This is a genomic window from Microlunatus capsulatus (assembly GCF_017876495.1).
In the GTDB taxonomy this organism is placed as follows: domain Bacteria; phylum Actinomycetota; class Actinomycetes; order Propionibacteriales; family Propionibacteriaceae; genus Microlunatus; species Microlunatus capsulatus.
The window spans coordinates 1,804,553-1,829,538 of record NZ_JAGIOB010000001.1 but is presented as its reverse complement, the minus strand read 5'-3'; the positions used below and the strand labels follow the sequence as shown (position 1 = coordinate 1,829,538).

General features: G+C 76.2%; 10 protein-coding genes. 6 read left to right on the top strand and 4 right to left on the bottom strand.

Annotated elements, in window-relative coordinates; all coding sequences use genetic code 11:
- Window positions 1–30: 30 nt before the first annotated feature.
- Entirely contained in the window at window positions 31–15,732 is a 15,702-nt protein-coding gene (locus JOF54_RS21445) for a DUF11 domain-containing protein (protein ID WP_210054699.1), read from the top strand.
- 76 nt (window positions 15,733–15,808) lie between these two features.
- On the opposite strand, the gene JOF54_RS08410 is transcribed toward JOF54_RS21445, so the two are convergent.
- The gene (locus JOF54_RS08410; protein ID WP_210054697.1) at window positions 15,809–16,570 is read right to left on the bottom strand and encodes an alpha/beta hydrolase; all 762 of its coding nucleotides are present in this window, start codon (window positions 16,568–16,570) and stop codon (window positions 15,809–15,811) included.
- Between the two features lie 117 nt (window positions 16,571–16,687).
- Here JOF54_RS08410 and JOF54_RS08405 point away from each other — a divergent pair, with 117 nt between their 5' ends.
- From JOF54_RS08405 to JOF54_RS08395, 3 genes are read left to right on the top strand one after another with little or no spacing between them, the layout of a single operon-like run.
- Complete coding sequence (locus tag JOF54_RS08405) at window positions 16,688–17,698, top strand: SDR family oxidoreductase (protein ID WP_210054695.1); 1,011 nt, start codon at window positions 16,688–16,690, stop codon at window positions 17,696–17,698.
- A complete protein-coding gene (locus JOF54_RS08400) occupies window positions 17,695–18,108 on the top strand; it encodes a hypothetical protein (RefSeq protein WP_210054693.1) in 414 nt (137 codons plus the stop codon). Before JOF54_RS08405 ends, JOF54_RS08400 begins: the two co-directional genes overlap by 4 nt.
- Before the next feature lie 10 nt (window positions 18,109–18,118).
- Entirely contained in the window at window positions 18,119–18,826 is a 708-nt protein-coding gene (locus JOF54_RS08395) for a ZIP family metal transporter (RefSeq protein ID WP_210054691.1), read from the top strand.
- Between the two features lie 51 nt (window positions 18,827–18,877).
- Here JOF54_RS08395 and JOF54_RS08390 read toward each other — a convergent pair whose 3' ends face one another.
- Both JOF54_RS08390 and JOF54_RS08385 read right to left on the bottom strand, forming a co-directional pair.
- Complete coding sequence (locus tag JOF54_RS08390) at window positions 18,878–20,698, bottom strand: ABC transporter substrate-binding protein (RefSeq protein WP_210054689.1); 1,821 nt, start codon at window positions 20,696–20,698, stop codon at window positions 18,878–18,880.
- A 41-nt stretch (window positions 20,699–20,739) separates the two neighbouring features.
- Complete coding sequence (locus tag JOF54_RS08385) at window positions 20,740–21,681, bottom strand: phytanoyl-CoA dioxygenase family protein (protein WP_210054687.1); 942 nt, start codon at window positions 21,679–21,681, stop codon at window positions 20,740–20,742.
- A 94-nt stretch (window positions 21,682–21,775) separates the two neighbouring features.
- On the opposite strand from JOF54_RS08385, the gene JOF54_RS21865 reads away from it, so the two are divergent.
- Window positions 21,776–22,726: a helix-turn-helix transcriptional regulator gene (locus JOF54_RS21865; protein WP_210054685.1), complete on the top strand. Its 951-nt coding sequence runs from the start codon at window positions 21,776–21,778 to the stop codon at window positions 22,724–22,726.
- 131 nt (window positions 22,727–22,857) lie between these two features.
- A complete protein-coding gene (locus tag JOF54_RS08375; protein ID WP_210054682.1) occupies window positions 22,858–24,525 on the top strand; it encodes a hypothetical protein in 1,668 nt (555 codons plus the stop codon).
- Between the two features lie 84 nt (window positions 24,526–24,609).
- Here JOF54_RS08375 and JOF54_RS08370 read toward each other — a convergent pair whose 3' ends face one another.
- On the bottom strand, window positions 24,610–24,924 hold the full coding sequence (locus JOF54_RS08370) for a hypothetical protein (protein ID WP_210054680.1): 315 nt from the start codon (window positions 24,922–24,924) through the stop codon (window positions 24,610–24,612).
- Between the last annotated feature and the right edge of the window lie 62 nt (window positions 24,925–24,986).

Sequence of the window (24,986 nt, the reverse complement as noted above, 5' to 3'; positions counted from 1 at the left end):
GGAGGGCGTGACCCCCGAGGTTGACGTCGCATGCCCCCACGCGCCAAGTCGCGCCGGTCGTCCCGTTCCGCCCGCTGGTTCGCCCCGGCGCCCTGGCGGGTGACGACCGCCTGGACCCTGAGCCTGGCCCTCGCCCTGCTGGTGCTGGCCACCGCCGTGCTGCCCCCGGTCACCGCCGAGGCGGCGCTGCAGAAGCCGTTCGCCAAGGTCTTCAGCACCCAGAACAACGGCGCGATCTCCATCGTCGGCAACACGCAGATGACCTGCCAGACCGCCGCGACCGGCTGCGCCGCCGCCCGCAGCGGCTCGGGCACCAACGTCAACAACAACAACTACGTGATGGCGTTCTCCGACGTCGACGACGTCGCCACCACCACGAACTCGACCAGCGCCGACCTCGCGCTGCCCGCCGGCTCGACCGTGCTCTACGCGCGGCTGCTCTGGAGCGCCCGGCTGGTGGCCGGCACCAACGGCCTCGCCGGCACCGGCACCCTGGCCAACGCGAAGTTCCGCGCGCCCGGGCAGGCCGCCTACAGCAACGTCACCGCGACGACGGTCACCACCACCACGATCGACACGACGCCCTACCAGGCCTCGCTGGACGTCACCGGCACCGTGCGCGCCGCCGGCAACGGCACCTACTTCTTCGCCGACATGGTGGGCGCGACGGGCTCGGACCGCTACGCCGGCTGGACCCTCGCGGTCGCCTACTCCAACCCGAACCTGCCGATCCGCGACCTCACGGTCTTCGAGGGCTTCGCCGACATCACCACCGAGAGTGCCGCGAACTCCACCGTCTCCACCAGCGTCTCCGGCTTCATCACCCCCACCGCCGGCACCGTCAACGCGACCGTCGGCCTGGCCGCCTGGGAGGGCGACCTGGGCACGACCGGTGACGTGCTGAAGTTCGGCGGCACGACGCTGGCCGACGCCGCGCGGCCGGCCAACAACTCCTTCGACTCGGCCATCTCGAACTTCGGCGCCAGCACCGGCGGCCGCAACCCGGGCGCCACCAACAACTTCGGCGTCGACATGGGCCGGGTGAACGCCAACGGCGTGCTGGCCAACGGCGCCACCTCGGCCACGGTCAGCGTCAGCACCACCGGTGACTACATCTACCTGGGCCTGCTGACCACCGAGATCGACCTCTACACGCCCTCGTTCGCCGGCGTCAGCAAGACCGTCACCAACCTCAGCGGCAACAACCCCGCCCAGGTGGGGGACACCCTGGAGTACCGGCTGAGCTTCACCAACTCGGGCCAGGACACCGCGGCCGACGTCGTCCTGCGCGACCCGCTGCCCGCCGGGGTGACCTACGTGCCGGAGAGCACGACGGTCGTCAGCGGGCCGAACGCCTCCACGACGCCGAAGACCGATGCGGCCGGGGACGACGTGGCGGAGTACGTCGCCGCCGACCGGCTGGTCCGCGCGCGGCTGGGCGCGGGAGCCAGCGCCACCGCGGGCGGCAGCGTCGCGGTGAACGCGGCCACCGCGGTCACCTTCCGGGTCCGCGTCGACCGCGCGGCGGCCGGCACCACCGTGACCAACGGCGGCCTGCTGGACTACCGCGCGGTGACGCTGGGCAACAACTACACGTTCACCACCAACACCGTCAGCACCCCGGTGCAGGAGATCGCCGACCTGGCGCTCACCAAGACCTCGGTGCCGACCAGCCAGACCGCCGGCTCGTCGGTGACCTACCGGCTGGGGGTCACGAACAACGGCCCGAACACCGCCACGGGCGTCGTCACCACCGACACGCTCCCGGCCGGCCTCAGCTACGCCTCGGCCGCCGCGCCGGCGGGCACCACCTGCTCCGCCAGCGGGCAGACGGTCACCTGCACCACGGCCAGCCTGGCCAACGGCGCGACGGTCACCATCCCGGTGACCGCCGACGTGGGCGCCACCACCGCGGCCGGCACCGTGGTCAACACGGCGAGCGTGACCGCGGCGACCACCGACGACGTCCCGACGAACAACACCGCGACCGCGAGCACGGTCCTCACCCGGGCGGCCGACCTGCGGCTGACGAAGACCGGCACCGCCTCGGTCGCCGCCGGCAACCAGGTGACGTACACCCTCACCGCGCTCAACGCCGGCCCGTCGTCGGCCGCCTCGACGAGCATCACCGACACCCTGCCGCTGGGCACCACCCTGGTCAGCACCGACCCGAGCCAGGGCAGCTGCTCGGCCAACGGCCAGACCGTCGTCTGCGCCGTCGGGACGCTGGCGCCCTCGGCCAGCGCGACCGTCACGGTCCGGGCCACCGTCGCCGCGTCCTTCACCGGCACCTCGGTCGACAACACCGCCTCGGTCACCTCGGCCACGGCCGACCCGACCCCGGCCAACAACAGCGCCACCGCGACGACCACCGTCCGGCAGGACGCCGACCTGGTCGTCAGCCAGACCGCCAACCCGACCACGGTCACCGCCGGCGGCACCCTGACCTACAGCGTCACCGTGGCCAACACCGGGGCCACGGACGCGCGCGGGGTGACCCTGGCCGACGCCGTCCCGGCCGGCCTCACCCTGCTGCAGGTCACCCCGACCCAGGGCACCTGCACCACCACGTCGCCGGTGGCCTGCGAGCTGGGGACGATCACGCCGGGCTCCAGCGCCCGGGTGACCCTGCTGGTCCGGGTCGACGCCGCCCGTGACCCGGGCACCGTCACCAACACCGCCCGGGCGACCACGACGACCGCGCAGACCGTCACCACGAACGACGCGGCCAGCACCGACGTCACCGTCGTGACCCGGGCCGACGTCTCGCTGACCAAGTCCGCGGCGCCGAACCCGGTCCAGCTGGGCAACGAGCTGACCTACACCCTCACCACGACCAACGCCGGTCCCTCCCAGGCGCGGGCGGTCGTCATCACCGACCCCCTGCCCGAGGGCACCGCCGTCGTCGGCACCCCCGCCGGCTGCACCACCGCGGGCCGGACCGTCACCTGCCCCGTCGGCACCCTGGAGGTCGGCGCCGGCGCCACCCGGACGGTGACCGTGAGCACCCCGCAGACCGCGCCCGCGGGCGGCCTCAGCAACACCGCCACCGCCGCGGCGGAGACCACCGACCCGGCGGCGGCCAACAACACCGCCACCTTCGTCAGCTCCACCGCCTCCAGCGCCGACCTGGCGCTGGCCAAGACGACGAGCCCGTCCCCGGTCGTCCCGGGCCGCGACGTCACCTACACCCTGACCGCCAGCAACGCCGGGCCCTCCGCGGCGACCGGCGTCGTGGTCACCGACCGGCTGCCCACCGGCGTCACCTACCGGACCTCCTCCTTCGCCGGCGGCCGCACCTGCTCCGTCGATGGCCAGGACGTCACCTGCACCGTGGGGGCGCTGGCCGGGAACGCCTCGGTCGCCATCACCGTCGTGGGCCGCGTCTCGGCCGACCTCGTCGACCGGAGCACGTCCAACACCGCGTCGGTGAGCGCCGCCACCCCGACGGACCCGACGACCTCCAACAACAGCGCCACCTCCACGACCGAGACCGCCCGCTCCGCCGACGTCGGCGTGGCCATGGTCGCCACCACCCCGACCGTCCGCGCGGGGGAGGAGGCCACCTACCGGGTGACCGTCACCAACGCCGGGCCCTCGACGGCGCGCAGCGTCATCGTCACCGGCCAGGTGCCCGACGGGCTCGAGGCCGTCCCGGGCTCCAGCGGAGGCGCCTGCACGGTGACCGGCCGGACCGTCACCTGCGCCGTCGGCACGCTGCCCGTCGACAGCAGCAACGCCCTGACCTTCCGCGCCCGGGTGCTGCCCAGCACGCCGGCCGGCACCATCGCGGGGACCGCGTCGATCGGCTCGACGACCGCGGACCCGAACGCCGCCAACAACGCCTCGGTCGCCGACCTCGTCGTCGTGGCCGAGGCCGACGTGCGGGCCAGCAGCAGCGTCTCCGTCGACGCCCTCGTCGCCGGGGGCACGGCCACCTACACCTTCGCCGCCACGAACGCCGGCCCGGCCGACGCCTCCCGCGTCACCCTCACCAGCACGCTGCCCGCCGGCCTCGCCGTCGTGTCGGCCGCGCCCAGCACCGGCACCTGCACCGTGGACGGGCAGACGGTCACCTGCACCGTCGACCGGCTCGCCCCGGGCGGCGTGCTGACCGCCCGGGTCGCCGTCGCGGTCGCCGCCGACGCCACCGGCTCCCGGACCAGCAGCGTCACCGTCGGATCGGCGGTGACCGACCCGGTCCGCGCCAACGACACGGCCGCCACGACCACCCCGGTGGTGCAGTCGGCCGACCTGCGGCTCAGCGCCGCGGCCGCCCCCGACCCCGTCACCGCCGGCTCGACGCTGCGCTACACCTTCGGCGCGGTCAACGTCGGGCCCTCGCTGGCCACCGCCGTCGTCCTCGACGAGGTGCTGCCGGCCGGGGTGCGGGTCGCCGACGGCGGTATCTCCGCCCCCGCCGGTGTCACGTGCACCGTCGACGCCGACCTCAACCGGGTCCGCTGCACCCTGGGCGACCTCGCCCCCGGCGCCGCCGCCACCGTCACCGTCGACACGCAGGTCTCGGCCGCCCTGGCCGACGGCAGCCGGCTGACCGCCCGCGGTGCGCTGAGCTCGCCGACCGGCGACCAGGACCCCGCCACCCGGTCGGCGGAGGTGACGACCTCGGTCGTCACCAGCGCCGACCTCGCCGTCACCAAGAGCGCGCGCAGCAGCTCCCCGGTGGCCGGTGACCAGGAGACCTACCTCGTCACCGTGACCAACACCGGCCCGTCGCTGGCGCGCGCCGCCCGCGTCGTCGACAGCCTGCCCGACGGCCTCACCTTCGTCTCCGCCGTCAACCCGGCCGGCACCTGCGCCGCCGACGGCCCGGAGGTCACCTGCGGCCTGGGCGCGCTCGAGCCGGGCGCCGTCGTCGTGGTCCAGCTCACCGCGCGGCTGTCGCCGACCGCGGCCGGCCAGCTCGTCCGCAACACGGTCCGGGTGGCCTCCGACACCCCCGACCCGACGCCGGGCGACGACCGGGCCAGCGTCGAGCAGCCCGTCAGCGCTCAGAACGACCTGCGGCTCACCAAGCAGGTGACCAGCGACGAGGTCGTCGCCGGCCAGCCCGTCACCTACCGGATGGTGCTCACCAACGCCGGGCCCTCCCAGGCGCGCGACGTCATCCTCACCGACGTGCTGCCGCCCGGTCTGACCTTCGCCCGCGCCGGCGCGACCGGCGGCGGGGGCTGCGTCTACGACGCCCTGGCCCAGACCCCGGCCGACGACGACCAGGTCACCTGCCGCTGGGCCACCCTCGACGTCGGCGACTCCGCCGTCGTCACCCTGACCCTCGACGTGCCCGTCGACCAGCCCGTCGACCAGCCGGTGGTCAACACGGCCACGGCCAGCGCCTCGGCCACCGACCCGACGCCGGCGACCGCCACGGTGAGCAGCACCGTCGGCGCCCGGGCGGACCTGTCGGTGCGCAAGAGCCTGCTCTCCGGCGCCCCGACCCCGGGCCAGGAGGTGCGCTGGCAGGTCAGCGTGCACAACGACGGGCCCTCGGTCGCCCGCGACGTGCGCGTCCGCGACGCCGCCCCGGCCGACGTCACCTTCACCAGCGCCCAGACCGGCCAGGGCACCTGCCCCGTCACCGCGGACGCCGTCACCTGCGCCCTCGGCGACGTGGCCGTCGGCGCCACCGTGACCGTGACGGTCAGCGGCACGCTGGCCGCCGGCTCGGCCGTCACCGAGCTCACCAACGAGGCCTCGGTCACCTCGACCACCGCCGACCCCGACGCGGACGACAACACCACCGCCGTCACCACCCCGGCCGTCGCCTCGGCCGACCTCGCGCTGACGGGCAGCGGTCCCGCCTCGGTCGTCGCGGGCCAGCAGGTCACCTGGACCTTCCGGGTGAGCGACGACGGACCCTCCGACGCCCGTGACCTGCGGCTGGTCGCCGACCTGCCCGACGGCGTCACCCCGGTCTCCGCGACGCTCGACGGGCCGGGACGCTGCACCGGGACGACGACCTCCACCTGCACCGTCGACGCGCTGGCCGCGGGGGCCAGCCGCACGCTGACCGTCGTCGCGCGCGTCAACCCGGGCTACGCCGGCACCTCGCTGCTGGCCACCGCCCGGGTGAGCTCGGCCGTCGCCGACCCCGACACCCTGGACAACGCCGCGACCGTGACCACGGCGGTCAGCCGGTCGGCCGACCTGTCGGTCGCCCAGACGGGGACGCCGCAGGTGGCCGCCGGCGGCACCGCCCGCTGGACGGTGACCGTGAGCAACGCCGGGCCCTCCGACGGCACCGGCCTCGTCGTCGTCGACGACCTGCCGGCCGAGCTGCTGGGCCTGACCGGCACCTCCGACGGCGGCACCTGCACCCTGACCGGCCAGCAGCTGCTCTGCCCGCTCGGGGTCGTGCCCGCCGGCGGCTCCCGGGTGATCGTGGTGACCGGCCAGGTCGACCCGGCCAGCACCGCGACCACGCTGACCAACGACGTCACCGTCGCCTCCGACACCCCCGACCCCGACAGCGACGACCTGCGCTCGGTCTTCGAGACCACCGTCACCCGCTCGGCCGACCTCACCGTCACCAGCACCCCGGGTGCGGCCTCCGTCACCGCCGGCGGCCCGGTGAGCTGGACGCTGACCGTCCGCGACGCCGGCCCCTCCGTGGGCCGTCAGGTCGTCCTCACCGACACGCTGCCCGCGGGCGTGACCCTCACCTCCGTCGACGCCGGCGGCGCCGTCTGCCGGCTGAACGGCCGGGTCCTCACCTGCGAGCTGTCCGACGTCGCCCCCGGCACCCCGGTCCGGGTCACCGTGAACGGGACGCTCGACCCCGCCAGCCAGCTGACCGAGCTGGTCAACGCCGTCGCCGTCCGCGCCGGCACCCCGGACCCCGACCTGAGCGGCAACGAGGCGACCTCGAGCACCCCGGTGGGGCAGAGCGCCAACCTCTCGATCAGCCAGCTGATCGGCTCCGGCAAGCCGGTGGCGGGCCAGGAGATCAGCAGCACCCTCGTGGTGCGCAACGCCGGACCCTCGGTGGCGCGCGACGTCGTGGTCACCGAGACCGTGCCCGCCGAGATCCTGAACGCGAGCGCCCTCAGCACGACCAGCGTCTGCACCCTCGACGGCCGCGAGCTGACCTGCCGGGTCGCGGAGCTGGCGCCGGGGGCGGAGGCCCGCATCGAGCTCAGCGGCGTCCTGTCGTCGGCCTTCAGCGGTGACCTGAGCAGCGTGGCCGTCGTGGGCAGTGCGACGCCCGACCCGGACCTGGCGGACAACACCGCCCGGATCTCCGGCACCGTCGAGGAGATCGCAGAGGTCTCGGCCCTGCTGACCGGGCCCGCGACCGTCCGGGCCGGGGAGCGGGCCACCTTCCGCGTCACCGTCCGCAACGACGGGCCCTCCCAGGCCCGGGGCGTCCAGCTGCTCGGGCTGCTGCCCGTCGGCGTCGTCGACGTGGTCGAGGAGTCCGCGGGCGACCGCTGCCGGCCCGACGGCCGGTGCCCCCTCGGCGACCTCGGGCCGGGGGACAGCGTCACCATCGTGGCCAGCGGCCTCGTGCCGCCCGACAGCACCCGGACCAGCCTGAGCAGCACCGCCGTCGTCAGCGCGAGCACGCCGGACCTCGACACCACCGACAACACGAGCCGCGTCGTCACCACCATCACCCGGGCCGCCGACCTCGTCGTCAGCACCCGGAGCAGCACCCCGCAGCTGGTCCCCGGCCGCGACGCCGTGCTCACCGTGACCGTCCGCAACGACGGGCCGTCGACGGCCCGCCTGGTGACGCTGGCCGACACCCTGCCCGAGGGCCTCGTGCTGCGCGGCGACGCCACCTCCGACGTCGGCACCTGCACCACCACCGGTCGCACGGTCAGCTGCGAGGTCGACGAGCTCGCCCCGGGCGCATCCCTGGTGCTCACCCTCCCGGTCAGCGTCGGCGCCTCCTTCACCGGCACCTCCGTCGCCGACGGCGCCTCCGCCACCAGCGCCACGCCCGACCCCGACCCGGCGAGCAACGCCGACGTCGTCACCGTGCCGGTGGTCGGCCGCGCCGACCTCACCCTGCGCAGCACCGCGCCGGCCGAGGTCGTGGCCGGCACCCCGCTGGCCTGGACCGTGGAGCTGTCCAACGACGGGCCCTCCGACGCCCAGAGCACCGTGGTCACCCAGACCCTGCCGGCGGGCACCGGGGACGTCAGCCTCGCCAGCACCCAGGGCAGCTGCAGCCAGTCCGGCCGCACGGTGACGTGCACCCTCGGGGTGGTGGCCGCCGGCCAGACCGTGGTCATCACCGTGGGCACCAGCGGCGTGCTGGACCCCCGCTACCCGGCCGGTCCGGTCACCGCGACCGCCCGCGCCACCTCCCCGACCGCCGACACCGACGGCGGCGGGGACGAGACGACGCCGGACGGCCGGACGGCCGCGTCGACGACGCTGGTCACCCAGCAGGCCGACGTCGCCGTCAGCACGGTGCCGGTCGCGGCCAGCACCGTGGCCGGCGGCCCCGCCGCGTGGACCGTCACCGTCAGCAACACCGGGCCCTCGACGGCCCGCGACGTCGTCCTGACCAACCCGGCACCCGCCGGCCTGCAGGGCTCCACGCTGGTCCCGCCGGCCGGGGTGACCTGCGCCGACGGCACCTGCACCATCGGCGAGCTGCTGCCCGGCGCCGACCAGGCCCTCGTGTTCACCGTGCGCGGCACCGTGCCCGCCGGCTCCACCGACGACGCCGTCGTCGACACCGCCACCGTCACCTCGAGCACGGCCGACCCCGACCCGGGCGACAACCGCTCCAGCGCGCCCGTCGCCGTCCAGCAGGCCGGCGGGGTGGGCGTCACCGTCGTCGGCCCGGCCACCGCGGTGCCCGGCCAGGACGTCCGGTGGACCGTCACGGTCACCAACCGCGGCCCCTCGCTGGCCCGCGGCGTCGCCCTCACCGAGCTGCTGCCCGCCGGGCTCTCCGGCGTCACCCTGACCGCCTCGAACGGCGCCACCTGCTCCGTCGGGGCCACCCCGACCTGCGCGCTCGGCACCCTCGGCGTCGGCGACGAGGAGGCGGTCGTCGTGGTCGTCACCGGCCGGCTCGCCCCCGACGTGGCCGTGCCCGAGCTGCGCTACACCGCGCAGGTCGCCTCCACCACGCCGGACCCGGACAGCGCCGACAACGCGGCGACCGCGGTCTCGGCCGTCCGGCCCACCGCCGACCTCGGCCTCACCAAGACCGGGCCCGCCCGGGTCAGCGCCGGCGAGGCCGTGGCCTGGGAGATCGAGGTCACCAACGACGGGCCGTCCCAGGCCCGCGACGTCGTCGTCGTCGACTCCGTGCCCGAGGGCGTGGCCGACATCGCGGCCGGCTCGGCCGAGGGCGGTGTGCGCTGCACCGTCGAGGGCGCCGGCGTGCGCTGCGACGTGACCGCCCTCGACCCGGGCGACGCCGTCACCGTGCTGGTCACCGGCGTCGTCGCCGACGGCACCCCGGCCGGCGCGCTGAGCAACGTCGCGACCGTCAGCTCGGCCGCGCTCGACGAGGACCCCACCGACGACCGCGCCGCGGCGCGCACCGAGGTGGGCACCGCCGCCGACCTGTCGCTGACCAAGACGGTCACGCCCGACCCGCTGGAGGCGGGCTCCCCGGCCACCTTCCGGCTGGCCGTGGCCAACGCCGGCCCCTCGCGGGCCCGGGGCACCGTCGTCACCGACGTCGTCCCGGCCGGGATGGCCGTCGGCGCCGTCACCAGCACCACCGGCACCTGCACGGTGGCGGGCCAGCGGGTGACCTGCGACCTGGGCGACCTCGCCCCGACCGGCAGCACGCCGGTCGTGGTGGAGATCCCGGTCGCCGTGGCCGACGACGTCGACCCCGACGGCTTCGCCAACACCGCCTCCGTCCAGTCCGACGTCACCGACCCCGAGCCCGGGGACAACAGCGACGTCGTGGCCGGGGAGGCGGCCAGCCGGGCCGACCTCGCGCTGACCAAGACCGCCGACCGGACGACCGCCGTCCCGGGCGAGCTCGTCACGTGGCGGCTGGCGCTCAGCAACGCCGGCCCCTCGGCCGCCCGGGCCGTCAGCCTCACCGACGCCCTGCCGGCCTCGGTGCAGCTCACCGCGGCCAGCGTGCCGGGCGGCAGCTGCGCCCCGCTCGACGCGCGCCCCCTGGTCTGCACGCTGGACCAGGTCCGCGCCGGCCAGACCGTCGTCGCCAGCGTCACCGGCCGGGTCGACGCCGGCACCCTCGACACCGTGCTGACCAACTCGGCCGCCGTGGGCTCCGCGGCCTCGCTGGACCCGGCGCCCGCCGACAACAGCGCTCAGGTCAGCACCCCGCTGCAGGGCGCGGCCGACCTCGTCGTCGAGCAGCAGGCGACCCCCACCCCGGCGGTCGCCGGGGCGCCTGTCACCTGGACCGTCACCGTCCGCAACGACGGGCCCTCCCAGGCCCGCGAGGTCGTGCTCACCGACACCGTGCCCGCCGGGGTGGACGTCACCGCGGCCGCTCTCGACGGCCGGGACTGCCGCGTCGTCGGCGGGACCGTGACCTGCGACGTCGGCACGCTGGCCGCCGGGGCGAGCGCCGTGCTCACCCTGACCGGCCGGACGGCCGCGGGCTCCGGCCCGGCGGACCTGGTCAACCGGGCCGTCGCCACCTCGACCACCGACGAGCGGACGCCGGCCGACAACGACAGCCGGCTGAGCACCCCGGTCGGCCGCAGCGCGGACCTCTCCGTGGCGCTCGACGCCCCGGCCGCGGTGCGTGCGGGTGAGGTCGCGACCTGGACCGTCACCGTCCGCAACGACGGGCCGAGCGACGCCGCCGGCGCCACCGCCGGCCTGGACCTGCCGCCCGGCCTGCTGGGCCTGACCGCCGTCGTCGACGGCGGCGCGGCCTGCCCGGTCACCGCCGAGGGCGTCCGCTGCGCCCTGGGCGTGCTGCCCGCCGGCGAGCAGCGCGTGGTCACGGTCAGCGGCCGGCTCGACCCGGCCTCGCTGGCGACCGACCTGCCCGTCCGTGCCAGCGCCGGCTCGACGACGCCCGACCCGGACGACGCCGACCTCACCGCCACCGCGGGGACCGCCGTCTCCCGGGCCGCCGACCTCGCCCTCACCAAGGTCGTCGAGGGACCCGTCGTCGCGGGCCGGACCGTCACCTGGTCGCTCGCGGTCACCAACCCGGGCCCCTCGACGGCGCGCGACGTGGTGCTGGCCGACGTGCTGCCGGCCGGCGTGCTCGACCCGGTCGTCACCTCCGGTGACGCCGAGTGCGCCCTGGTCGACGGCACCCTGCGGTGCACGCGCGACCAGCTGGCCCCCGGCGGGACGGTCCAGGTGCGGCTCAGCGGCACCCTCGACCCGGCCTACGCCGGCGCCGGGCTGCGCAACACCGCGACGGTGACGACCAGCACCCCGGACCCGGTGCCCGGCGGCGGCAGCGCCACCAGCGACGCCGCGGTCGGCACCTCCGCCGACCTCCGCGTGGGCAAGGCGCTCACCTCCGGCCGGCCGGTCGCCGGGTCGCCGATCACCTTCGAGGTGGTCGTCACCAACGACGGGCCCTCCGACGCGACCGACGTCGTGCTCACCGACGCCGTGCCCAGCCAGGTGCGGGCGGTGACGGCCACCTCGGCGGCCGGCTCCTGCACCGTCGTCGGGCAGGGCGTGCGCTGCGACCTCGGCACCCTCGCCGACGGCGCGGTCGCCCGGGTCGCCGTCGCCGGCGTCGTGGCCCAGACCTTCGACGAGCTGCTGACCAACACCGCGCGGGTCACCGCCGGCACCGCCGACCCGGACCCCGGGAACGACACCGGCTCGGCCGACGCGACCGTGGGGGAGTCGGCCGCGCTGGCCGTCGCCCTGGACGCCCCGGCGACCGCCACCGCCGGCGGCCCGCTCCGCTGGACGCTGACGGTGCGCAACGGCGGCCCCTCGACCGCCCGCGACGTCGACCTGGCCCTCCAGCTGCCCGCCGGGGTGCGCGGCGTGCGCGTCGACGACGACCGCTGCAGCACCGCGGTGGACTGCCGGCTCGGCGACCTCGCCCCCGGCGAGGTGGTGGTGGTCGTCGTGACCGGCACCCTCGACCCGGCCTCCACCGCCGCCGAGCTGGACGCGACCGCCACGGTCACCAGCCCGACGGCCGACCCCAGCTCGGTGGACGACACGGCGACGGCGACCACCGCCGTCGGCCGCGCCGCCGACCTGGTGACCACGCTGGACCTGCGGCCCACGACCCTGGTCCCGGGCACCGGCGCGACGCTCACCCTCGGGGTGCGCAACGACGGGCTCTCGGACGCCGACCGGGTGCTGCTCAGCACCACCCTGCCGGCCGGGCTCGAGCTGGCCGGGGACGTCACGGGCGCCGACTGCACGCTGACCGGCCGCACGCTGGTCTGCGCGGTGCCGGTGCTGGCTCCCGGGACCGACGTCGCCGTCACCGTGCCGCTCGCCGTCGCGCCGGGCCTCGCCGTCGCGTCGCTGGACCTCAGCGCCGCCGCCACCTCGGCGACGCCCGAGGCCGCCCCCGACGACAACACCGCGGCCCTCGCGGTGCCGGTCGCCGGCCAGGCCGACCTGACGCTGACCAAGACGGGTCCGGCGCGGGCCAGCGCGGGCACGCCGCTCGCGTGGCGGCTCGTGCTCACCAACGCCGGTCCCTCCGACGCCCAGGGCGTCGTGCTGACCGACCTCCTGCCGCCCGGTGCGGGCGCGGTCACCGCGACCGCCAGCCAGGGCGTCTGCACCCAGGACGGCGGCGAGCTCCGCTGCGCCGTCGGCACCCTCGCCGACGGCGGGCGGGTCACCGTCGACCTGGTCACCGCGCAGCCGCTCGACCCGGGGGCGCCGACCGGCGACCTCACCAACACCGCGCAGGTGTCCTCGCCGACCGGCGAGCCCGGCGGCGGCACCGGCGGCCGGACCGACGCCGTGACCACGGTGCTGGGCGCCGAGGCCGACGTGGCCGTCGACGTGGCGGCCGCCAGCACCTCCGTGGTCGCCGGCACCGACGTCCGCTGGACCGTCACCGTGCTCAACCGGGGGCCCGCCACCGCGCGCGGCGTCCGGGTGGAGCTGCCCGCCGACCGCGCGCTCACCGACGTCGTCGTCACCGGCCCCGCCGGGGTCGTCTGCGAGGACGGCGTCTGCACCCTCGACGCGCTGGGCGTCGGGGACGGCGCCGCGGTGGTCCTCACCGTGACCGGCCGGGTGCCCGCGGCCGCCACGGCCGACGAGGTCGCCCTCCGGGCCGCCGTCACCAGCCGCACCGACGACGCCGTGGCGGGGAACGACGAGGACGCCGCCGCCGTGCCGGTCGTCCGCACGGCCGGCCTGTCGGTCACCAAGACCGGCGCCGCCGTCGTCACGCCGGGCGGCACCGTCGCCTGGACCGTGGCCGTCGGCAACGCCGGCCCCTCCGTCGCCCGGGACGTCGTGCTCACCGACGTGCTGCCCGCGGGCGTCACCGACGTCGAGGTCGAGGGTGCGGACTGCACCGGCACCGACGAGGTGCGCTGCGCTCTCGGCACCCTGCTGCCGGGCACGACGACCGAGGTCACGCTGACCGGCACGCTGGCGGCGGGCTTCGAGGCCGACGCCCTGGTCAACACCGCCGAGGTCACCTCCTCGACGTCGGACCCCGACGCAGGTGACAACAGCGCCACCGCCCGCGGTGACGCGGAGGGCCTCGCCGACCTCGCCGTGACCAAGACGGGTCCCGAGGACCTGGTGGCCGGCGGGCCGGTCCGCTGGGCGCTCGCCGTCACCAACGACGGCCCCTCGACGGCGCGCGACGTGGTGCTCACCGACGCCGTGCCCGCCGGGGTCGGCAGCCTCCGGGCGACCGGGACCGGCTGCTCGGTGGCCGACCAGGTCGTCCGCTGCGCCCTCGGCGACGTGCCCGACGGGGGCTCGGCGGAGGTCGTCGTCACCGGCGTCGTCGACCCGGGCTACCGGGGCGCCGCGCTGGTCAACAGCGCGAGCGTCCGCTCCGCGACGGCCGACCCGGTGCCCGGGAACGGCACCAGCGACCCGGTGTCCAGCGCGGTCACGCGCTCGGCCGACGTGTCGGTGACCAAGACCGTCGACGCCGTGGTGGCCGGGGAGGACGCGACCTTCACCCTGACCGTCCGCAACGCCGGGCCCTCGACGGCCCGGGACGTCGTGGTCACCGACGACCTGCCCGCCGGGATGACCGCGGGCGCCGTCACCGGCGCCGACTGCGCCGTGGTCGAGCAGCAGGTGCGCTGCGAGCTCGGCGAGCTCGGCCTCACCGGCGACGACCCGGTGGTCATCACCGTGCCGGTCGCCGTCGCCGTCGCCGACGACGTGGACGCCGACACCTTCAGCAACACCGCGACGGTGCTGGGCGGGGACCCCGACCCCGACCCGGAGGACAACCAGGGCACCGCGGACGGCGACGCCGCCGCCCTGGCCGACCTGTCGGTCACCAAGGAGACCGACGCCCGGGCCTTCGTGCCCGGTGGCCAGGCGCGCTGGACGCTGACGGCCCGCAACGCCGGACCCTCCGCCGCCCGGGCCGTCACCGTGGTCGACCGGCTGCCGGCCGACCTGCTCGACGCCACCGCCACCCTGCGCGGCGGGCCCGCGGAGGCCTGCGTCGTCGACGCGGGCGTCGCCACCTGCACCGTGCCGCTGCTGCGGGACGGCGGCAGCGCCGTCGTCGAGGTCAGCGGCCGCTTCGGCGCCGACGTCGAGGGCGCGGAGGTCACCAACAGCGCCACCGTGAGCTCGTCGGCGAGCACCGACCCGGACGGGACGGACAACACCGACGAGGTGACGACGCCGCTGGCCGGGGCGGCCGACGTGTCGCTGACCAAGGTGCTCGACACCACCGCCCCGGTCGCCGGGGAGCGGGCGCAGTGGACGCTGACGGCGACCAACGCCGGTCCCTCGACCGCCCGCGGCGTGGTGGTCACCGACACCCTGCCGGCCGTGCCGGACGCGGCGACGCTGCCGCAGGGCTGCACCGCCGTCGACCGGACGGTGCGCTGCGCCGTCGGCGACCTGCCGGTCGGGGAGGACGTGGTGCTGGTGCTCGCCGGCACCGTGGACGCCTCCGCCACCGGGACGCTGTCCAACACGGCCACGGTGACCACGACCTCGGCCGACCCCGACCTCGACGACACCACGGCCACGACGCCGCCGGTGCCGCTGGGCCGGGTCGCCGACCTCGCCGTGACCAAGGCCGTGGTCGACGCCGGCCGGGTCGACGTCGGCGACGAGGTCGCCTACCGGGTCACCGTGCGCAACGACGGCCCGTCCGACGCCGACGCGGTCGTCGTCGAGGAGCGCTGGCCCGCCGGGCTGGTCCTCGTGGGCGCGGAGACGGCCACCGGCGGCTACGACGCCGCGCTGCGGCGGTGGACGGTCGGGGACCTGCCCGCGGGGGCGAGTGCCGAGCTCCGGCTCGTCGCGCGGGTCACCGCGGCCGGTGACGTGACCAACGCGGTCGCGGTGTCCGCCGGACCCGGCACGGTCGACCCGACCCCGGGCAACGGCGTCGCCGACGCCACGCTCGAGGTCGAGCCGGCGCCCGGACCGGGTCCCGACCAGCCGGCCGAGCCCGGTCAGCCGGCCGAGCCCGGTCAGCCGGCCCAGCCCGGTCAGCCGGCCCAGCCCGCGCAGCCGGCACCGGTCCCGCTGCTGCCGCGGACCGGTGGCCCGGTGCTCTGGGTCCTCGTCCTCGGCTGGCTCGCCGTGGTCGGCGGGGTGACCACCCTGTCGGTCCGGCGCCGTCGGGGCTGACCCGCCGGCCCGGCGTCCTCGTCGCGCTGACGGGGACGCCGGAGCCGCGGACCCCGCTCGCCCGGGCCCGCCGGCCTCAGCGGGCGCGGAGCGGGAGCCAGTCCAGGACGTCGACGACCCGGGCGTCCCAGAAGGCCCAGTCGTGGGCTCCCGGGCCGACCTCCAGCGGGGCGTCGACCCCCGCCGCGGCGCAGGCCGCGGCGAACCGGCGGTTGGCCGGCAGCAGCGCGTCGTCCGCCCCGCACCACAGCCGCAGCGCCGGCAGCCTGGCGGGGTCGGCCCGCCCCACCAGGTGCAGCAGGTCGGCGTCGGAGCCGGCGACGGGCCTGCCGCCGAACAGCCGCGTCGTCAGGTGCGGGTCCTCGGGGCGGACCCGGGCGCTCCAGGGACCGGCCAGGTCCAGCGCGCCGGACAGGCTCGCCGCCGCCGCGAACCGCTCCGGCGCGCGCAGCGCCCAGCGCACGGCGCCGTACCCGCCCATCGAGAGCCCGGCGACGAAGGTGTCCGCGCGCCGGTCCGAGACGCGGAAGAACCGGTGCACCAGCGCGGGCAGCTCCTCGGCGAGGAACGTCCCGTAGCGCTCCCCGACGGCGGTGTCGAGGGAGTAGCTGCGGTGCACCTGCGGCATCACGACGGCGAGCCCGCGCCCCTCGACGTGGCGCTCCAGCCCGGTGCGGCGCAGCCAGGTGGTGCTGTCGTCGCTCATCCCGTGCAGCAGGTACAGCAGCGGCGGGCCGTCGGCGCCGTCCCGGGCGCGGGCCGCCTCGGGCAGCAGGACGGTGAGCGAGGTGCCCAGCCCGAGGACCTCGGAGTGCACGTCGCAGCGGAGCACGGCCACGACCCGATCCTGGCACGGGCTCCGGGCCGGGCGTCGCCGCCGACCGGCCCGCGGGGGCGGGGGCTATACAGGGGGAGGCCGCGCGGACCCGCCGGCCGGAGCACGAGGAGGAGCTGGATGGCTGGACGTGTCGTCGTCGTGACCGGGGCGAGCGGGGGGATCGGCCGCGCCGTGGTGCGCGAGCTGGCCCGGCGGGGGGACCGGGTGGCCCTGCTGGCCCGGGGCGAGGCGGGCCTGGCCGCGGCCGCCGCCGAGGTCGCCGAGCACGGCGGGGAGGCGCTCGTCGTGCCCGTCGACGTCAGCGACGCCGAGGCGGTGGACGCCGCCGCCGGCCAGGTCGAGGACCGGCTGGGCCCGATCGACGTCTGGGTCAACGTCGCCTTCACCTCGGTGTTCGCCCGCTTCGGCGACATCACCCCCGAGGAGTACCGCCGGGTCACGGAGGTGACGTACCTGGGCTACGTCTACGGCACCATGGCCGCGCTGCGCCGGATGAAGCTGCGCGACCGCGGCACGATCGTCCAGGTGGGCTCGGCGCTGGCCTACCGCGGCGTCCCGCTGCAGACGGCCTACTGCGGGGCCAAGCACGCCATCCAGGGCTTCCACGAGTCGCTGCGCACCGAGCTGCTGCACGACCGCAGCGGCATCCGCGTCACCATGGTCCAGCTGCCGGCGGTGAACACCCCGCAGTTCGGCTGGGTGCGCTCGAAGCTGCCGCAGAAGGCGCAGCCTGTGCCGCCGATCTACCAGCCCGAGGTCGCCGCCCGGGGCATCCTGCACGCGGTCGACCACCCGGGCCGGCGCGAGTGGTGGGTGGGCGGCAGCACCGTCGGCACCCTGCTGGGCAACGCCGTCGCCCCGGCCCTGCTGGACCGCTACCTGGCCCGGACGGGCTTCGACGACCAGCAGGTCGACGAGCCGGAGGTGGCGGGCCGGCCCGACAACCTCTTCGCCCCGCTCGACGGCGACGACGGGCACGACTTCGGCGCCCACGGCACCTTCGACGACCGGTCGGCCTCGCGCAGCCTCCAGCAGTGGCTCTCGCACCGGGCGGGCCCGCTGGCGGCCGGCGCCGGCGTGGTGGTGGCGGGCGGCGTGGCCGCCCTCGTCGGCGCGCGCCGCCGGTGAGCCCGACGTCGACCGGCCGGGCCGCCGGGCTGGCCGGGCTGGCCTGGGGCGCGCTGCTGCTGGCCCGCGGCGACGGGCTGTGGCGGACCGTCGCGGGCCGGGCGCCGTCGGAGGTCGAGGGCGGGGTGGTGGCGGTCCTCGGGGCCCGGCACCTGGGCCAGGGGCTGCTGCAGGTGGCGGCCCCCACCCGGCTGACGGGGCTCTGGCTGCTCACCGACCTCGCCCACGCGGCGTCGATGGTGGCCCTGGCCGTCGCCGACCCCGGCCGTCGCCGGCCCGCCCTGGTGAGTGCGGCCGTCTCGGCGACGACGGCCGTGGCCGCGCTCGGCGCCGTCCGGTCCGGCCGGCGGGCGCCCGGTCCGGCGGCCCCGCTGGTCACCCCGCGACGGGCCCGCCGGCCGCGCCGCTAACGTCGGCGGCATGCTCGCCGCGCTCGGCTGGGGGGCGGTCGCGGCCGCCTCGCTCCTCCTCGGGACCCTGCTCGCCCTCGGCCGCCGCTGGCGGGCGGGGCTGGTCGGCGGGGTGCTCGCCTTCGGCGCCGGCGCCCTGATCTCGTCGGTGGCCTTCGAGCTGGCGCAGGAGGGGCTGGACGTGGGCGGCCCGCTCCCGGTCGCCGCCGGGGTCGCCGCCGGCGCCCTGGCCTTCTTCTCCGCCGACCGCGCCGTCGAGCGGATCGGGGGCCGCGACGGCGGCCGGCCCGGCGGCCTGCCCCTCGCCCTCGGCGCGCTGCTCGACGGCATCCCCGAGCAGGCCGTGCTGGGCATCGGCCTGGCCACCGGCCAGGGCATCAGCGTGGCGCTCCTCGTCGCGGTCTTCGTGTCCAACCTGCCGGAAGCGATCGGCTCGGCCAGCGACATGCGCGAGGCCGGCACCGCGCGGTCGAGGATCCTGGCGCTCTGGGCCGCGGTGGCGGTGGTCTGCACCCTGGCGACCGTCGGCGGGTACGCGCTGGCCGGCGTCGTCGGCGGCGGGCTGCAGGCCGGGATCGACGGCTTCGCCGCGGGCGCCCTGCTCGTCATGCTCGTCGACCAGATGATCCCCGAGGCGAAGGAGAAGGCCGGCGACCGGGCCGGGCTGGCCACGGTCCTCGGCTTCGCCGTCGCGGCCGGCCTGTCGACCCTGTCCTGAGGCGGGCGCCGGCGTCCGCCGGTCCCGTGCGGGCGGGACCGGCGGCGTCCGCTAGCTGCCCACCTTGGTGATCTTGAAGAGCCACTGGATGCCGGCGCCCTGCCACATGGGCGGGGCGTAGGGGTTCTCCGCCGTGGGGAACCCGGTCCAGTTCGAGGTCTGGAACTCGTAGAACTCCAGCGGGCGGTACATCAGCGGCACGACCGGGACCTGCTCGCGGTAGATCCGGTCCAGCGCCGTGTAGGCGGTCTTCGCCTCCTCGTCGCTGGTGGCCCCGGCCGCCGCGTCGAGCAGCCCGGGCACGTCGGGGTGGGAGAACCGGTTGTAGTTGAAGAACGCCGTCTTGCCGCGCTCGGGCACCCCGCGGTCGTCGAGCGCGTCGCGGAAGCGCACCCACGGGCTGGCCGGGCTCACGCCCGAGTACGAGTACATGCAGAGGTCGAAGTCGCCGTTCTGCATGGCCTTCTGCATGGTGGGCGCCTGGGGGAACTTCGTCTCGATCCCGATGCCCACGGCCTTGGCCGACTTGGCGACGATCTCGCAGGCGGTGTTCCAGTCGGTCCAGCCGGTCGGGGTGATGAGCTCCCAGCCGCCCAGCTTCGTGCCGTCGGGCAGCACGTAGATGCCGTCGGAGCCCTTCTCCGCCCCGAGGTCGTCCTCGAGGATCGTGACCGCCTGGTCGGGGTCGAAGGTCCAGCCGTCGGCCTCGACCCCCGCGGCGTCGTAGAACTTCTCCTCGTAGCCCGTGGGGACCACCAGGCTCGCATTCGCCGGGTCGGAGTAGCTCGACATCGCGGTGGCCGCGATGTTCGGGTAGTCGATCGCGTGGGCGAGGGCGCGCCGGACCCGGACGTCGTCGAGGCCCTTGCGCTCCAGGTTGAAGATCAGCAGCGGCAGGTTCCCGGGCAGGTAGTAGGGCTTCTCCGCCAGCCAGGTGGCCACCGGCTTGCCCTGGTCCTCCCACATCTTCCAGATCTGCGGGGTGAACTGCTGGCTGGCGTCGATCTCGCCGCTCTGCAGCTTGATGTCGCCGTCGTTGCCGGTCTTGAAGATCGGGTGCACGATCGCCAGCGGGGCCGGGGTGCCGAAGACGCCGGTGCCCCAGTACCCGTCGTGGCGCTTCAGCGACACCTGGGTCTGGTCGGCCTTGTCCAGCAGGTAGGGCCCCGAGCCGACCGGCTCCAGGTTGGTCTCGGAGATGATCTTGCTCTCGGGCACCGAGCCCCAGACCGCCTCCGGGACGACCAGCACCTTGGCGATCGCGTCCTTCACCGTGCCCGGGTTGTACGGCGAGCTCTTGAGCGTGAAGACCACGGTGCGCGGGTCGGGCGCGGTGACGGCGTCGAGGTAGGTCCAGACGCTGGAGTTGCCCGTGCTGACCTTCCGGGCGATCTCGAAGGTGAAGACGACGTCGGCGGCGGTCAGCTCGCTCCCGTCGGACCAGGTGGTGCCGTCCTGCAGCGGGACCGTGAAGGTCTGCCGGTCGGTCTCCTGCAGCTCCTTGCCCAGCCCCGGCTGCAGCGACCCGTCGATGAGGTTGAAGCGCAGCAGGGTCTCGTAGACCAGCTGGCTCTGCCCGCCGCCGGCCGGCCAGGCCGGCGCCGCCCCGAGCGGGTTGAAGTTGGCCGGCGGCCCCCACTGGAAGCCCGAGACGAACAGCGTGTCGCCCGAGGCACCCGGCCGGCCCTGCGCCTGGCCCGTGCCCGTGCTGTTCCCGGTCTGGGCCGTCCCGCAGCCCGCCGCGCCGAGGCCGAGGGCGGCGCCCCCCACCGCCAGCCCGGTGACCGAGAGGAAGCGGCGACGGCTCGCCGCCCAGCGGGGCGGCTCCGGCGGGGGAGCCGCGAACGGGGTGGGCAGGGACGGGTCGGGCATGGTTCCTCCTCGAACGCGTGCGGGACGGGTGGGGCTCAGGATCAGCGGTCGCAGCCGCCGTCCTTGTCGGGGCGGGAGTAGGGGCGGGCTAGGTCGGTGGTGCCCTTCCAGGCGTACGGGTCCTCGCCGGCCACCAGGACGACGTCGCGGTAGTCGGTCATGGCCATGTGCTCGCCCTCGGCGGGCGGGCGCCACGGCAGCAGCGACTCCGCGCTCATGTAGTGGTTGGCCAGCGCCCGGCGGTAGCCGTGCTTGCCGGAGTTCTCCAGCGAGCGGTGCAGCAGGTAGCCGTTGAAGACGAGCGCGGTGCCCGCCGGGATCTCCACCGGGACCGACTGCTCGTCGGTGTAGGGGAAGTCGTAGGCCTCGCTGCTGCAGTCGAAGCGCGGGTCGTCCTGGTCGCGCTCGGGGTAGATGACGCCGCGGCGGTGCGAGCCGGGCAGCACCCAGAGGCAGCCGTTCTCGACGGTCGCGTCGTCCAGGGCGATCCACACGGCGGTCAGCGAGCGGTCGCGGGTGGGGATGAAGTACTCGTCCTGGTGCCAGGCCTGGCCGGGCTTGCCCTCGGACTTGACGAAGAGCATCGACTGCATGGCCTTGACGTTCGGGCCGATGACGGAGACGAGGGCGTCCACGACGCGCGGCACCGTGAGGGCCTCGAGGGCGGGCGGGGACACCTTGTGCGGGTAGTGGATGCACAGGTAGCGGCGGAGCACCTCCTCGTCGCTGAGGTCGGCCACGGGGACGTTCTCCCCGTCACCGCTCCAGCCGTAGCCGATGTCGCCGTAGTCGCCGCGGCACAGCCGGAGGGCGTCGGCGTTGATGGCCGCCACCTGCTCGGGGGTCAGGGCGCCGGCCAGCAGGGCGAAGCCGTGCTCGGCGTAGTGGGCGACGAAGGCCTCGTCGACGACGTCGAACAGGGGCAGCGCCGGGCGGTCCGCCGCGGCGGGGGCGGTGGGGCGGGAGGTGAGCAGGTCGGTCATGGTGTGTTCTCCGGTCGGGAGGGGTTGACTACCTCACCCTCGCACCGGCCAGAGGGGGCGTCGATGCCCCGGACGCGCCGATTACTATCTGATCGTGACCTCTGAGGGGGAGCCCGCCGCACCCGCCCCGGCGGCCGCGGCCGGTCCGTCGACCCTGCCGGTGGTGGAGGTCGACGGGGCCGGCGTGGTGCAGGTCGTCGACTACCAGCCGGGCTCCAGCTTCGGCCCGCGCGAGCTGCACGACTTCGAGTTCCTCTGGCTGCTGCAGGGCTCGGCCGTCTGGACGGTGCACCGCGGCTGCGCGACCCTCGCCGCGCGGCCGGACCGGCCGGTGACGCTGCGCCCGGGCACCCTGCTGCTGGCCCCCGCGGGCGCCCTCGACTCCTTCCGCTGGGACGCCGACGTCGTCTCCCGGCACGCCTGGGCCCACTTCCGGGTGGCCGACCCGGGTCCGCTGCCCGACCCGGCCGGCTGGCCCGTGGTGCGCGACCTCGCGGGGGCCCCGGTGCTGGCCGGCCTCTGCCGCTACCTGGAGGACCTGGGGGCCCAGCCGTCCGAGGCGGCCCGGGCCCGCAGCGACCAGCTGCTCGCCCTGCTGCTCGACCTCTTCGTCCGCGGCCCGTTCGACGAGACCGCGGACCCGGTGCCCGAGCTCGTCGCCGTCGCCGTGGAGGCGGTCCGCCGGACCTGGGCCGCCGACGGCGTGCGGCTGGTCGAGGTGGACGAGCTGGCGGCCGCCGCCTGCGTCTCGGCCGGGCACCTCTTCCGCGTCTTCCGGCAGCACTTCGGCTGCGGCCCGGCCCGGGTGCTCGAGCTCGTCCGGCTGTCCCGGGCGGCGGTGCTGCTGCAGCGCAGCAACGCCTCGCTGGCCGAGGTGGCCGACGCCACCGGGTTCGCCAACGCCTACCACCTCTCCCGGCGGTTCCGGGCGGCCTACGGGGTGCCGCCGGGGGCCTACCGGCGCCGGCACGCCACCGACGACCAGGTGGCCCCGCTGCGGGCGGCGGGGCTGCTCCCGCTGGCGCGCGTCCTCGCCGAGGTCTGAGCGGTCCCGGGGGGACCGGGTCGCGCCCGTTGGCCGGGGCCGCGCAGGGGTGCGAGACTGTGCCCGTCGCTGGCATCCCCGGACCAGCGCGCTCTCGACGACGGCGTCGCGAACCACCGGAGGGAGCTCCCATGCTCGAAGCACGTCCTCGTGCCACCACCCTGCTCGTCGGGGCCGCTGCGGCGGCCCTGGTCCTGGCCTCCGCGGTCCCGGCCGCCGCGGCCACCACCGCCGGCCCCGCGATCACCCTGCGCGGCGCCAGCAGCGCCAGCAGCACCTCCGGCGACTCGGTCACCGTCCCCAAGCCCGCCGGCACCGTCGCGGGCGACGTCCTGGTCGCGCGCGTCGCGAACCGGGGTGACGTCACCGCGAGCATGACCTCCGCCGGCTGGACCCCCGTCGGCTCCACCCAGAGCGCGGCCCTGCTCAAGTCGGTCGTGCTGGTCCGGGTGGCCACGGGCGGCGAGCCGTCCTCCTACACCTTCGACGTGAGCGAGCCGACCAACCTCGCGGCCACCGTCACCGCCTACGACAACGTCGACAACGCCGACCCCGTCGACACCTTCGCGGGCCGCGTCAACGGCAACCTCGACCTGTTCACCACCCCGAGCGTGACCAGCACCGTCGGGAACGCGATGGCGGTCTGGTTCGGCACCCAGCTCTACACCGGCACCGACTGCCTGGTGGACGCCATCACCCCGCCGTCGGGCCTGACCGAGGTCCTCGACGACTGCCTGGCCCCCGGGGGCAGCGGGCTGGCGGTCGAGACCGCGCAGCGCCAGCTCGGGGCCCCGGCCGTCCGCTCCGGCTGGACGGGCAGCTCGGACTTCCTCCGCACCAACGTCACCCAGGTGCTGACGCTGCGGCCCGCCTCGGCGGTGCAGACCGCGAGCCGGTACGCGAGCAGCTCGACCGACGTCGGCAAGCTGTGGGAGGGCTACGACCTGCTGGGCAACCGTGACACCTGGCTCTCCGACGACACCCTGCACGAGCCCTCGGGCCTGGCCGCCAGCCGGGTGAACCCCGGCGTGCAGTACGTGCACAGCGAGTCCGACGTCCAGGGCATGGTCGCGGTCAGCACCACGAACGCCCGCGTCGTCGGGCGCTACGACGTGGCCATCCCGCAGCAGTGGGACTGGGAGGACATCGCCACCGGCCCCTGCCCCAGCGGCAGCTGCCTCTTCGCCGGGGACATCGGCCGCGCCAACGGCAAGCCCAACCCGCCGTCGACCTTCGCGGTCTACCGGGTCGCCGAGCCCGACCTGGCGGCCGGCGAGACCCGCGGCACCCTCCGCGGCGACTGGTTCCGGTTCCGCTACCCCGACGCCCCGCACAACGCCGAGGCGATGATGGTGCACCCGGTCACCGGCCGCATCTACGTCATCACCAAGGAGGCCGACGGCCGCAGCGGCGTCTACGCCTTCCCGACGACCCTGCCGGCCCCCTCGTCGACGACGGTGACCACGCTCACCCAGGTCGCCACGCTCGACGTGCCCACCTGGACCGGCGACCCCGACGACACCCACGCGGCCACCTGGTTCGCCCAGGTGACGGCGGCCTCGATCCACCCGGCCGGCGACCGCTTCCTGCTCCGCACCCCCTACCGGGTCTACGAGTACCGCGCCCCGGCGGGCAGCTCCTTCGAGTCGGCCTTCGACGCCGCCCCGGTGACGCTGACCGCGCCGTCCAACGAGGCGCAGGGCGAGGCGATCGAGTACGCGCCCGACGGCTCGGCCTACTACACGCTGGGGGAGCGGCAGTCCCCGCCCTTCACCCTCAAGCGGGTCGACCGGCGCTGACCCAGCCGCTCCCCGAGCCCGTCGCAGAGCCCTGAGCACGCCTCCGCGCCCCGGACCCGACCACGGGTCCGGGGCGCGGTGCGTTCAGGCCCGGTCGACCAGGACGTAGGACGCGCCCGCGCTGACGGCGGTGACGGCCAGCACCGAGGGCCAGGCGCCGATCTTCTTCGCCAGCGGGTGCGAGGCGCCGAAGCCCAGGACGTAGACGGCGGCGAGCGCGGCCGTCACGCCGGGGCCCCGTCGGGCCAGCCAGGTGCGCCCCGCGAACACGCCGGCGGCGGCCAGCACCACGCCGCCCAGCGGGCGCAGCCCGGTCTCGCGCGCGGTCAGGTAGCCGCCGAGCAGGCCGAGGGCGACCACGGGGGCGGTGTGCACGGACCGGGCGGGGGTGAGCTCCATGCCGGCGACGATAGCGCCGGGCGCGGCGAGTGCTGAGAAGCCGTCGTCCAGCGGGCCCCGGA